Below are 12,898 nucleotides of genomic sequence, written 5' to 3'. Positions count from 1 at the left end.
TAATGAGGTAATTAGAATACATAATACAAAGGAGACCTAAAAACATGTTAGATATAACAAAAGAATACCTTCAAAAGAAGTATAAGATAAGTCCAAAAACTTTGGGACTATATGATATAGCAATAAAAGATGTACAAGGAGAGTTTGAAATACTTGATGAGGTACGTGAGTTTAACCAACTTAAGGTTTTGACGGCATTGCAAGATGAAAGAATAAGTGAGTCGCATTTTACAAATTCATCTGGATATGGTTATGGCGACATAGGCCGTGATTCATTAGATAAAGTTTATGCAAGAATTTTTAATTGTGAGAGTGCACTAGTTAGACCACATTTTGTAAATGGTACGCATGCCATTGGGGCAGCATTGTTTGGCAATTTAAGACCTAATGATACTATGCTTTCCGTATGTGGAACTCCTTATGACACACTTCATAACATAATAGGTATAACTAATAAGAAAGATATAGGTTCATTAAAAGATTTCGGTGTAAAATATAAGCAATTAGAATTAAAAAATTCTAAAGTGGATGTAGAGCTAATGAAAAAAACAATGATTAGCGATAAGTCAATAAAGCTCGTTCATATTCAAAGATCTACTGGATATGGTTGGAGAAAAGCTTTATTAATTTGTGAGATAAAAGAGATTATAAAAGCTGCAAAAGTTATAAATCCAAATGTAATTTGTTTTGTAGATAATTGTTATGGAGAATTTATTGAGACTACAGAACCTACAGATGTTGGTGCAGACTTAGTTGCGGGTTCACTAATAAAAAATATAGGTGGCGGAATTGCACCAACTGGAGGATATATCGCTGGTAAAGAGGAATACGTAGTGCAAGCGTCATATCGACTAACAATACCAGGTATAGGAGGGGAGTGTGGGTCAACTTTTGGAGTAATGAGGTCTTTATTTCAAGGACTATTCCTAGCACCACATGTAACCATGGAAGCCCTAAAGGGTGCTATTTTCTGCGCAAGGATTATGGAACTTGCAGGATTTGAGGTCCTTCCGAATTATACCGATAAAAGAAGTGATATAATACAGGCTATTAAGTTTAATAATAAGGAAATGCTAATTGACTTTATCAAGGGGATACAATCAGGTTCTCCAATAGATTCATTTGTTGAATGTGAACCATGGGATATGCCTGGATATGAAGATAAGGTTATAATGGCTGCTGGAGCATTTATTCAAGGTTCATCTATAGAATTATCTGCAGATGCTCCAATTAGAGAACCTTACATAGCATATTTACAGGGTGGATTAACATTTGATCATGCTAAAATTGGGATACTAATAGCACTTTCCAGAGTTATTTAAGACTTATTGTAAATATTGTTGTAAATAAATTTTATGAAACATATACTTTTATAAGTTAATGAGAAATCGAAAAGCCTACAATGATTAACATTGAAGGCTTTTTCGTATTAAATATTATCAAGTGGCTATTTAATATTTTCTATAAATGCCCACAAGTATACCTAAAATTGAACAGTCATCTAATATGATAGGGGACATAGTAGAATTTTCAGGTTGAAGGCGTATATGACCTTTCTCCTTGAAAAATCTTTTAATAGTAGCCTCATTATCAATAAGAGCTACAACAATATCGCCATTATTAGCAGTATTAACCTTTTCAATTATAGCAAGGTCACCATCTAAAATTCCAGCGTCAATCATGCTACTACCAGAAACTTTAAGCATAAATAGTTCATTGTTAGTTTTAGTGAAATTTAAAGGAATAGTAAAGGTATCTTCAACATTTTCAACCGCAAGTATTGGTATTCCAGCAGTTATTTTTCCTATGATAGGTATATCTATCAGTTCTTTTCTTGTAACAGAATCCTTTAATAATTCGATTGCACGAGGTTTAGTAGGGTCTCTACGAATATATCCTTTTTCCTCTAGTTTTTCTAAATGGCCATGAACAGTTGATGTAGATTTTAATCCAACAGCGGCACAAATTTCTCTTACAGAGGGTGGATACCCCTTTGTTTGAACCTGGTCTTTTATAAAGTTATATATTTCACTTCGTTTATCTCGTTTTTGAGTTAACATAGAAACACCTCTCATTCATCTTAAAATTATACCATACTAGAGTGAAAACATCAAACTTATGTTCTGTTTTAACGATATTTCAGAAGGAAACAAATGGTATATGTATGTAAGTGACCTTTGATAATTATATGTGTTTGATTAATTAAATCTTATTTGTTATAATAGTCTATTATGAATGTATTTGAAATAAATGTAGTGGGGTGTATTATGTCCAAAAATTGTATATTTAATGTTAAGAAAATTTGTGATAATTGTGGAGAATGTGAAGTCTGCGAATTAAATTCAAATAAGAAATGTGATAATTGTGGAAAATGTTTAGAACTAGAAGGTTATGATGTAAAAGCTATAAAAATTGATGAGGTTTTTGAGAATGAAGTAAATGAAGCAGATTCAATAGAGTTACAAGAAAAAGAAGATAATACTTATGAAGAAGTTAATACTTATGAAGAAGTTAAGATTGATTTAGATAAAAATGACAAGGAAAATAACAATGAAGTTGATGAATTGCCTAAAATTGAAGACTATGAGTCATTCTTAGCAGCGGAAGAACTGTCAAAAGTAGATAAGGATGGTTTTATTCCAGAAAACAATGAAGTTTGGGAACTTATAGAGGACATAGAAGGGGTAAGCGAGATCCTAGAAAATGAGGAAGAAAATTCAGAACTCCTTCAAGAGGAATTTCCAGGGCTTATGAGACTTAAAAGTAAAAAGTAATTGCAGTAAAAAAATTGTTAATATCATCAAGAAAGTATATATTCACTGTAAATTACAGTGAATATATACTTTCTTTTAGTCATCAGAAAGAGGATTTGATTTAACCGCATTTCTTAGTTTTTCATTGTCTACATGTGTGTATATTTGAGTGGTGGATATATTCTCATGACCCAAAATATCTTGTAAACTTCTTATATCAACATTACCATACTTATAGTAGGATAGGAAGCCCACGCCTTGCTATGTTACCATAGTAGGTTTTGTTCAACCCTCCCCAGAACCGTACGTACATGTTTCCATGTATACGGCTCGCCAGAAATTCAACTCATTTTAAAGTGTACCGTTGTGAAGTTTCACATGACATTCATGACATAAAACTAATTGTTTTCTATGTCTAGATATCATTAGTTGCTCCCAAAAAGCTTTACCTTTTAAGTCTTTAAGCTTTCTTATGTGATGTACTTCAAATTTCCCGATTTTTTTACCACAATATTCACATTCTTTAGCCAGGAGTCTAGCAAGAGTAGATGTTCTAGCTAAATACATCTGTAGGTTAGGGTTAATATCTTCGGTATGTGCAATAAACTTAGTTAGGGGTACTTTTTCAATACTATTATTATGAAACGGTCTGAATTTAGTTCCATCTTTAGTCTGATAAGTAACTCCTATAACTCCATCTTTGCTATACTTATTAAATATCTTAATAACACTAGTTTTGTATTTGTTTGCCATTGTTCTTCCCCAACTTAATCTAGCTAGGTACCTAGCACTTGCAAATTTGTAAATATTGTTTGCATATTTGTAATAGTTGTAGTATCCTCTAACACTAGCATTATAGTATGAAATTATTTCTAAATCATCTAGATTAACTAATGTAGCTTTATGAACTGCTTTCCAGTTGTTATTTTCTTCAATTTTAATAAACTTATTTTTCATGAGAAATTCTCTCATACATTCATATGGTAAAAAGAAAGAGATATTACCTGAATGGACTTTTTTAATATTGCCATCCCTGCACTCTTTTCTGAACCCTTCTTGAACGGATAAATCATAACCTAAAAACCGTACAGGATTTGCGTTGTGTGTAATAAGAGTTTTTTCTGCGGATAGTTCCAAATGAAGTTCCTCAAGAAGGAAATTAGCAACTTTATTTTTTATATCCTGTGCATCTGATTTAGAACCTATAACTCCAATTAACCAATCATCAGCATATCTGACGAATTTTATTCTTCTAAATGAATTATCGAAAGGGTCCCGACTAGGAGTAGAAGACCTCTGTAATTCTAAATCCTTAATTTCTCTACTTAGTTGAGTTCTCTGTTCTGTTGTGAGAGAAGGGGACTTAAATTTAATTCTTCTTCTATATATTTTCTTATTTACTTTGTTCCAATCTCCATTTATTGCCCTTTTTTCTCCACTATCCACTTCCTGTTTTAATCTAACAACAAAACTATCAAATTCATTCAGGTATATATTAGCAAGAAGAGGACTAATTATTCCGCCTTGAGGTGTACCACTGAAAGTTTTATGGTAAACCCAATCCTCCATATATCCTGCTCTCAGAAATTTGTATATCAATCTTAGAAATTTGGTATCAATTATTTTCTTTCCCAAGATTCTTATTAATATACTATGGTCAATATTATCAAAGAATGATTTTATATCTCCCTCAATCCACCAAATTGTTCCTGAAAAATAGTTTTTTGTGTAAGCAAGGGCAGTGTGGCAACTCCTGTTGGGCCTAAACCCATGTGATGAATCATTGAATGTTGGTTCATAAATTGACTCGAGAATATTTTTAACAACTTCTTGTATAAGTTTATCCCTGAAGGAAGGGATACCTAAAGGTCTTAGTTTACCATTTTTTTTCTCTATATATCTTCTTTTTACAGGGTTTGGCTGGTATGATTCATCTTTCAATTTCTTAATGATTTCATCAATATCATCTATACAAAACCCATCTATAGTTTTATTATCAACACCCTTGGTCATATTTCCTTCAACTGATTTCAACTTATTATAAGCTAACATATATAACTCTGGATTACATAACAATCTAAAGATTCTATCGAATTTGAAGTCTTCTTTAACGGTTTTCTCTTTTAGAATGTCTAATATTACTTGAGGATTTCTCATGGCTCTGCCATCTCCTTTTGTTTTATCAGAGTGAATAACCTGTTCTCCTTCGCCATGTAGCAGGCTTTCCCTACCTCCGACTACTACGAGAACTCCGTTACCATATCAAATATTCAAGTACCAAAGTACTATAGCCAAAACTTTGGCATTCTGACTTAGGCAATCTCCGTTTAGCAATTTATAGAACATGTGATTGAGGGGAGGATACTCCTTCCGAATTTTTACACATATTGTGTATGGTCAAGGTTAAAAATGACTAAGATACAACTTAACGTAATTTGTATCTTTTATTGAAATTGCCCTCACGTAGTGCAATTTCTAAACCTTGATGTCTCCTAATAATCACCGTAGGGGACCGCACCCAACTATTGCCCTTGTTCTAGAGTTTAAGTAGTATGACTTTTATCCTTCCTCAATATATTCATCTTGACATTCAGTTGCAACTTGGTGATTTCGTTGACTTATGCCTTTTCCAACATGCTACACTCCCTCATTAGTTTCCTGTTGAGATAAGTTGGATGATGATAACTGGTCATCTCAGTTAATTGCTTTGTAATATACGCATATATTACGCAATATTTCTATAAAATCCGTACGGACGCACCATAAGGGTTGCAGAGGTATGCCTCAATTTATGAGGGGTATATTTGTTTTTATTAAGGCCTGCATTTCCTATATGCTTTTTAACAATTCTTTCTACAGTTCTTTTATTAATTCTTCCAAATTTGCCACTTATAAAGAGGGCATCCTTATCTTCATCATGGATTTTATCAATTTTCTCATTTCTAACAGGTAGATACTTATGTATTGCTATAAGTGATGCCTTATTTAAATATATTGTTCGTTCTTTATTTCCTTTGCCAACAATAGATAAAGTATCATTTTTTATAGCAGACATATTTATACTGCAAAGCTCTGACAATCTAAGTCCACAATTTAAGAATAAGGTAATTATACTATGATCGCGAATAGAATGCTTATCTCTAGAAATTGTAGCTTGTAGTAAATCTTTGCTTTCAAGCAAATTTAAGAAGACTGGACTTCTTTTACTAAGTTTTGGTGACTCAAGATCAATAGTTGGATCTTGAGTTAATACTTTAGCTTTAGTAGTTAAATACTTGAATAGGGACTTTATTGCTGCAATTTTCCTTGCCTTAGCATAGTTTCCATTAGCTCTTTGCTTGCCAAGATAGGAGACAAATGCATATAAATCTTGTAATGTAAGGGTTTTTAATGTATCTAAGGTTAGGTCGCTAATAATTACTTTCTCAAGAGAAAGTAATTTATCTGAGGGATCTAAGCCCTTATATACTTTTATAAATTTTAATAGTAATGATAAATCAGCAGTGTAAGCAACAATAGTATTAATAGAAGAACCTTTAATTGTAGCAAGGTAATTAAAATAATCATTAAGAAAGTTTGGAACATCATTGTTATAAATATTTTCTATATTAGATTTCATGGGCACCTCCAAAATACATAATAATGTCGTGAAACTTACATTTCACGACATTATTATACTACAAGAGGGGGGCAAAATCACGTTTATTTTAAAAATAATTAATTTAATTTTATAATATAATAATATTTTAGAATATTAAATCTCCCGCATTTGTGAAAATGCAGGAGATTTTTAAGTTATATATATTATTTAAATATTATACGTTTATGGTAGTTTCTACACCAATTGAATCTTTATTAGCTGCGAGTATTGGTTTCACATATTCATCTATAAATTCTACAACTTGACCTGGTGCTCTTCCAACAAACTTAATTGGGTCAATTATAGCTAAAATCTCTTCTTTTGACATTAGAAAACTCTTGTCGTTTATAATTCTTTCTATAAGATCATTGTTTAAGCCTTCTTCTTTAACGCGTTTAGCTGCAGACATTGAATGAACTCTAATGTTCTCATGAAGTTCTTGTCTGTCCCCGCCCCTTTTAACAGCTTCCATAAGGATATTTTCTGTTGCCATAAATGGAAGTTCATTATTTACATGAGTAGTAATTACTTTTTCATATACAACCATATTCCCAGCTATATTCATGTACAAATTTAATACTCCATCAAGAGCTAAAAATGCTTCCGCTACTGATATTCTCTTGTTAGCTGAGTCATCCAAAGTTCTTTCAAACCACTGGGTTGCAGCTGTTATAGCAGGATTTAATGAGTTTACTATAATATATCTTGATAAGGCACTAATTCTCTCAGAGCGCATAGGATTTCTTTTATATGCCATTGCAGAAGAGCCAATTTGATTTTTTTCAAAAGGCTCTTCTACTTCCTTCATGTTTTGAAGGAGTCTTAGGTCATTACTGAATTTATATGCACTTTGAGCTATTTCAGATAATGTATTTAATACTATAGAGTCGACTTTTCTAGAATAAGTTTGACCAGTAACAGGATATGTATCTTCAAAATTCATCATTTTTGCTACGTATTTATCTAAGTCTTTTACTTTTTTCTCATCATTTTCAAATAAATTCATAAAACTAGCCTGAGTCCCTGTTGTTCCCTTAACACCTCTTAATTTCATCTTATCTACTACGAAGTCCAAATTTTCAAGATCCATTATTAATTCCTGAATCCATAGAGTAGCTCGTTTACCTACAGTAGTTAATTGAGCTGGTTGCAAATGAGTAAAACCTAAGGTAGGAACATCTTTATATTTTAATGCAAAATCTGAAGATTTACTAATTACATTAACTAATTTCTTTTTTATTAATAATAATGCTTTTTTCATAATTATAAGATCTGTATTATCACCTACATAGCAACTAGTAGCACCCAAATGGATGATTCCCTTTGCTTTAGGACATTGGACCCCATAGGCATATACATGACTCATTACATCGTGACGTATCTCTTTTTCTTTTTTTTCAGCCACTTCATAATTTACATTATCTACATAAAATTTAAGTTCATCAATTTGGTCTTGAGTAATATTAAGTCCTAATAACTTTTCACCTTCAGCTAAGGCAACCCATAGTTTCCTCCAAGTTTTAAATTTCATATCATCTGAAAATAAATAACTCATCTCTTTTGAAGCGTATCTACTATTTAACGGTGTATTATAAGTATTTCTCATATTTTGCCTCCACACGTACATATTATATTATAAAACAAATTTCATTCATATTATAACATACAATATCATTAATATACACGGAAATGTTCGCATATATTATTGAACTTCTTGGAATACATTTTATACGTAAAATAATTATATATAAATTTAAAAAAAGACATTATATAGTTCTAATTTTTTATATTTTTAATATATTTTATACAACAGAATAATTATATTAGTTTGGAGGTAATTATGTATAAGCTTAATATGATAGACAAAATTTCATTTATATGTGTATTGATTGGTGCGCTTAATTGGGGCCTTTTAGGTTTACTTAATTTTAATCTTGTTAGCGCAATATTTGGGTCAGTTCCATTACTTGCTAGAGTAATATATATTTTAGTAGGAGTATCAGCTGTTAATATTATTATATTTATATTTAGGAGTAAGAAAGATTAAATCCTACTTCTATATAATATTATCTTAAATAACATAATATTCACAGGAAAAATACTTCATAGAGTTTATGGAGTATTTTTGATTGTTTAAAATTAATCAGTTATTAGATTAAGTCGAACTCTTTGAATGTAATTTGCTTATGATATTGAAATTCATTAAGTGATATCGTGTTTCTTTTTGTGAATTTTACACCTTCATTCTCAAGTAATAGCTTTTGTAAATTGCTGGACTCAAAATCCTGTATGCTGATCTCCCCTTTTGAATTAATAACTCTGTGCCAAGGAAGTTCATATCTAGTACTTAATGTATGGAGAAATCTAGCAACCTGCCTTGCCCCCTTATGGTTTCCAGCCTGCGATGCAATTTGTCCATATGTCATTACTTTCCCTTCAGGTATTTCTTTAATAATTTCAATAACTCTTTGAGTAAACGGTTCCATTTTTAACCCCTCCCTATAATAAACAACTATGTGCAATTAAATATAGATTAAAAGATTATAGTTTATAATTTCCCAATTATTTCACGAATTATTTTAGGTTATTTATCAAGTTTAAATAAAGTAGTTCTTGATAATTTAAAAAGTATTTATTTTTTAAACTTGTATTCATCTACTAATTTGTAAAAAGTATTCCTTTTAAGTTTTAATAACTCCATTGCATCAGTGCCTGTTAATTCTCTATTTTTATACTTAGTATATATTTCTTTCCAATTTAAAGGATAACTTATTTTTTTACGTCCTTTATACATCCCATTTGCTTTTGCAATTGCAATACCACTTCTTTGCCTTTCTAATAAATTTAATCTCTGAAACTCTTTAAGTGAAGTAATCATTGTAAACATTAGTTTTCCAGTGGCATTGCTTGTGTCAAGATTCTCTTTAATACTTATTAAATTGATTCCTTTTTTATCTAAGTTGTCACCTATATTAATTAATTCATCTGTTGATCGTGCTAGTCTACTAAAATCAAACACATAAATTTTATCATCACGTCTTACAAAATCCATCATTGCGTTTAGTTGAGCTCTAGTACCCTTTGGACATATTTTATCATTAAACCATTTTTCTATGTTGCACTTTTTAAGCTCTTCAAATTGTTTTTCGTCGCTTTCTTGATCTGAAATAACTCGAGTATAAGCAATATTCATTTAAGCAACTCCTTCTAAACAATGTTATTTACTATATATTAACATATTTTCCGTTTAAAGTATACTAGTTTCAACAAGTGTTTGCTTGAGTTGTTGATGATTTCAAACAAACAGTTTTTAATAATTTGCCTGTTGTTGTTTTGTTATGTACTCTAAACAAACAGACATGAGGTGTAAATGATCGATTTAATAAAACAAAAGGTGGTTATGTCGAATATAGTCCGACATAACCACCTTTTATATATCTTTATACTTAACTAATATATAAAGCTTACTTCTCATGCAAATTATTTATGAGGAATTTAAAATAGTCCCCTATTTTCATTACCTCTCCCATTACGATCTTTATTTTGGCTTCATCTAAAAACCAATTATCTTTGCATAGGTTAATTTTACCTGGAATTGACACAACAAAGAATTCTACACCTTTTGGAAATATGGATTGATATGTTAATAGTGCACGCCTTGAATGATACGCCTTACAAACCAATATAGCCTTCTTTACGGTTATATTATTTTCTTTTATTACGCCCCATGAAAATTTGGCATTTTCAAATGTATTTCTTGCTTGATATTCTTTCAGTATTCTATTTTCTGGAATTCCCAATTTAACCCCTAGTAATTTTAAAAATTCCCATTCTGAGCTATACTCAGGTATTCTATGATTATATGAACCACTTGGTAATATAAGTGGTGCGAGATTTTGTTTAAATAATCTTGCAGCCATCTCCATTGATTGTGGTTCGCTACTTCCTGGTACTAAAATTATGTCTGCGGACTGCACTTGCGTTTTTACAAAAATTAAATCACTTATACAATCAAATGGGTAGCTCATTTTTATAGCCTCACTTTATTATTATAATTAATATCGTTTCCAAACTCTTTCCTAGCTCATCACCATTCATTTCCTCTAATCGTTTATTCAAAATTATCGACATAAAAGTCACCCTTCACATTATATTTATTAGTTAATTGTAAATCTTAATTTTCTATTGGGTTTTTAGGACCACCAAGCTCTAGTTGATAAAAAACAAGATTAAGCCACTTTCCAAATTTAAATCCAGCTTTACTTATCGTACCTGAATACTTGAAGCCTAACTTTTCATGCATTCTAATACTTTTTTCATTTGAACCATCTATACCTGCTACCATTGTTGCAAATCCACTTTCATTAGAAATTTGTATTAGTGATTTAAGTAATAGTGTTCCTGTACCTTTGTTGTTGTATTTTTCATGAACATAAATAGAATGTTCAATAGAGTATTTAAATGCCGGCCATGGTCTAAATGAACCAAATGTGGCAAAGCCAACAACCGTATTATTTTCTTCTGCCACGAGTATTGGATATCCATCTTTTATTTTGTTTTCATACCATTGTATCCGATCTTCAATCGTGTGAGCATTATAATCATAGATGGCTGTTGTATGTAATATAGCATCATTATAAATTTCTAAAATATATGGTAAATCTTTTTTGGTAGCTGTTCTTATCATTTTTAGTCCCCTTCTCTTTTCCTGTTTTCTTCCTTTTATTAAAAAGTCTTGATAATATTTTTTATCACCCCGGTACTTGCTCCATCCAGTTTTTATTATAAGAAACTCAACATTCTTTATTTTTTCTTCGCTCAATACTGTCATCTCTTTATAATTTTATTTTAGTAGATTTAATTAATAAAAAATTTGGTTTATGAATATCTCTCTTCATTTTTGGGATAAGTAGCAAAGTTTTTTCATCTGGTAATGGTTCAAGAATTTTCTCGATTTTAAAATCATTCTCAATAAGTGTATTTATTATCTCTGAAAATGGTCTATGGTATTTTATTACTCCATCTACAAACCATTTTACGCAGCGCTCACCACTCTCCATATAATTAGATAGATTATAATGTAAAGTTTTTTTGGTTTCATCCTTTTTCACCAAAGCCACAGTTTAAATCAAGTATAGTCTTCCCTGTTTTAATTTTTTAGGATTTGTGACCTCTGTATATTGCAGTTTTTAATTCGTTAATAAATTCGTTTTTTTCTGGCATATCTGATAATTCAGCATCATTAATAGCTAAGTCTATATCATAAGGCACCCTAACAAGAGAAATTGTAAACGATGTCTTTTCTTTATTATTAAGGTCCCCTTCAATTATCGCATAGGATGATTGAGTTATGTCAAGAGGATTACCAACACTCCCAACATTAAAAATGGTTTTTCCATCGAAATTATCTATGTGGGCACTATGTATATCCCCATATCCAATTACATCAGCTTCTATATTAAGAGTAGGTGTTGCTTCAAATAATTTCATTCGTTCATTTTTTACTGTTGAAGGATAGATTCTATGAAAAAGATCGTTTGGAGATGCGTGACATAGTCTTAATAAATTTCCACTTATATAAAATTCTATATATATAGGTAACCCCTTCATGTACGTTAGCCTTTCAGCACCTAATTTTTTCTGATGCCACATTAAAGCTTTATTACCCTCAATTTCTGTCATATAATAATCCCAATTACCTTTAATTACAACTTCACAATTTTGCCTTATTTTATCTACTACTTCTGCGGAACTAGGACCTTTCCCAGCCAAATCTCCAAGACAAAATATGGTTTCTATGTCTCTATTCTTGATATCCTCAAGTACAGCTTTTAATGCGGGCATGTTTCCATGTATATCTGATATTATTGCAATTTTTCTCATAATAATCTCCTTATTTAAGCATTAATCTTCAATTCCTTTGGCTTGAAATAAAGTTCTGCTAATATTAAAAATTTTCAGAGCTTACATAAATATTATATGGGTCAAGAAGTTATTAGTGTCTAAAAGCGTATCTAACTTTGCTATTATCTTTGAGATGACTTTAATCTTATTATTTATCTAATAATAAATATGATGTTCAAGCTATAACCTATATAGAGATTATAAACCAAAAATTTATACCGCGCCATAAAATAGTTCCCCAATTAAGTCAGACGACAATATTTTGTTATTTTATATTTATATAATTTATGAAATCGTTTTAATAAACTCTTGCATTATCATATTTATTATGTTAAAATATAATAAATTAATAAATAATTAAAGGCAGAGAAGAGAGAGCCTTGATGCGTAGGTATTTTGTACCTATTAGTCAAGGTTCTCTCTTTTTTTGTCCATTTAGGAGGTAACTTAATGTATGATGTGACAATTGTTGGTGCTGGTGTTATTGGCTGTTCCATAGCCAGAGAACTATCTAAATATAATTTAAATACATGTGTAATTGAAAGATCTAGTGATGTCGCTTCTGGTACTACAAAAGCAAATAGTGCAATAGTTCATGCAG

General features: G+C 30.7%; 14 protein-coding genes and 1 pseudogene. 4 read left to right on the top strand and 11 right to left on the bottom strand.

The features are described 5' to 3' along the window. The first annotated feature begins 44 nt into the window (after positions 1 to 44). Positions 45 to 1,322 carry a methionine gamma-lyase family protein gene (locus ACREVX_RS15690; RefSeq protein WP_431545157.1) on the top strand — a complete coding sequence of 426 codons (1,278 nt, stop codon included), beginning with the start codon at positions 45 to 47 and terminating at the stop codon, positions 1,320 to 1,322. Between the two features lie 129 nt (positions 1,323 to 1,451). On the opposite strand, the gene lexA is transcribed toward ACREVX_RS15690, so the two are convergent. Continuing rightward, the gene (gene lexA / locus ACREVX_RS15685) at positions 1,452 to 2,060 is read right to left on the bottom strand and encodes a transcriptional repressor LexA (protein ID WP_431545156.1); all 609 of its coding nucleotides are present in this window, start codon (positions 2,058 to 2,060) and stop codon (positions 1,452 to 1,454) included. Positions 2,061 to 2,267: 207 nt separating this feature from the next. Between lexA and ACREVX_RS15680 the strand changes: the two genes are divergently transcribed. Then, complete coding sequence (locus ACREVX_RS15680; protein WP_431545155.1) at positions 2,268 to 2,774, top strand: hypothetical protein; 507 nt, start codon at positions 2,268 to 2,270, stop codon at positions 2,772 to 2,774. Between the two features lie 75 nt (positions 2,775 to 2,849). Here the strand turns inward: ACREVX_RS15680 and ACREVX_RS15675 are convergent. The 4 genes and pseudogenes from ACREVX_RS15675 to purB form a co-directional block, all read right to left on the bottom strand. Beyond that, positions 2,850 to 2,990: pseudogene (locus ACREVX_RS15675) on the bottom strand (tyrosine-type recombinase/integrase); the annotation flags it as partial. A gap of 114 nt (positions 2,991 to 3,104) precedes the next feature. After that, positions 3,105 to 4,910 carry a reverse transcriptase domain-containing protein gene (locus ACREVX_RS15670; RefSeq protein WP_431545154.1) on the bottom strand — a complete coding sequence of 602 codons (1,806 nt, stop codon included), beginning with the start codon at positions 4,908 to 4,910 and terminating at the stop codon, positions 3,105 to 3,107. 568 nt (positions 4,911 to 5,478) lie between these two features. Beyond that, entirely contained in the window at positions 5,479 to 6,372 is an 894-nt protein-coding gene (locus ACREVX_RS15665; RefSeq protein ID WP_431545153.1) for a tyrosine-type recombinase/integrase, read from the bottom strand. A 196-nt stretch (positions 6,373 to 6,568) separates the two neighbouring features. Next, complete coding sequence (gene purB, locus ACREVX_RS15660) at positions 6,569 to 7,999, bottom strand: adenylosuccinate lyase (RefSeq protein WP_431545152.1); 1,431 nt, start codon at positions 7,997 to 7,999, stop codon at positions 6,569 to 6,571. 234 nt (positions 8,000 to 8,233) lie between these two features. On the opposite strand from purB, the gene ACREVX_RS15655 reads away from it, so the two are divergent. Then, positions 8,234 to 8,440, top strand: a complete 207-nt coding sequence (locus ACREVX_RS15655) for a DUF378 domain-containing protein (protein ID WP_431545151.1) — start codon at positions 8,234 to 8,236, stop codon at positions 8,438 to 8,440. A gap of 103 nt (positions 8,441 to 8,543) precedes the next feature. Here ACREVX_RS15655 and ACREVX_RS15650 read toward each other — a convergent pair whose 3' ends face one another. The 6 genes from ACREVX_RS15650 to ACREVX_RS15625 form a co-directional block, all read right to left on the bottom strand. Continuing rightward, positions 8,544 to 8,879 carry an MGMT family protein gene (locus ACREVX_RS15650; RefSeq protein ID WP_431545150.1) on the bottom strand — a complete coding sequence of 112 codons (336 nt, stop codon included), beginning with the start codon at positions 8,877 to 8,879 and terminating at the stop codon, positions 8,544 to 8,546. Between the two features lie 146 nt (positions 8,880 to 9,025). After that, positions 9,026 to 9,586: a recombinase family protein gene (locus tag ACREVX_RS15645; protein WP_431545149.1), complete on the bottom strand. Its 561-nt coding sequence runs from the start codon at positions 9,584 to 9,586 to the stop codon at positions 9,026 to 9,028. Positions 9,587 to 9,857: 271 nt separating this feature from the next. Further along, on the bottom strand, positions 9,858 to 10,421 hold the full coding sequence (locus ACREVX_RS15640) for a YdcF family protein (RefSeq protein WP_431545148.1): 564 nt from the start codon (positions 10,419 to 10,421) through the stop codon (positions 9,858 to 9,860). 146 nt (positions 10,422 to 10,567) lie between these two features. Next, positions 10,568 to 11,215, bottom strand: coding sequence for a GNAT family N-acetyltransferase (locus ACREVX_RS15635; RefSeq protein ID WP_431545147.1), 648 nt, complete (start codon positions 11,213 to 11,215; stop codon positions 10,568 to 10,570). Between the two features lie 13 nt (positions 11,216 to 11,228). Next, positions 11,229 to 11,504 (bottom strand): hypothetical protein, encoded by a 276-nt coding sequence (locus ACREVX_RS15630; RefSeq protein ID WP_431545146.1) that lies wholly within the window; start codon positions 11,502 to 11,504, stop codon positions 11,229 to 11,231. 46 nt (positions 11,505 to 11,550) lie between these two features. Beyond that, positions 11,551 to 12,276: a metallophosphoesterase family protein gene (locus ACREVX_RS15625; RefSeq protein WP_431545145.1), complete on the bottom strand. Its 726-nt coding sequence runs from the start codon at positions 12,274 to 12,276 to the stop codon at positions 11,551 to 11,553. A gap of 471 nt (positions 12,277 to 12,747) precedes the next feature. Between ACREVX_RS15625 and ACREVX_RS15620 the strand changes: the two genes are divergently transcribed. After that, positions 12,748 to 12,898 (top strand): FAD-dependent oxidoreductase (locus ACREVX_RS15620; protein WP_431542608.1); only part of this gene is annotated, 151 nt, incomplete at its 3' end.

The organism is Clostridium sp. (genome assembly GCF_050717545.1).
Lineage (GTDB): Bacteria > Bacillota > Clostridia > Clostridiales > Clostridiaceae > Clostridium_AD.
Note: the sequence above shows the minus strand (reverse complement) of the source record. Positions and strands in the feature narration are given on the sequence as shown.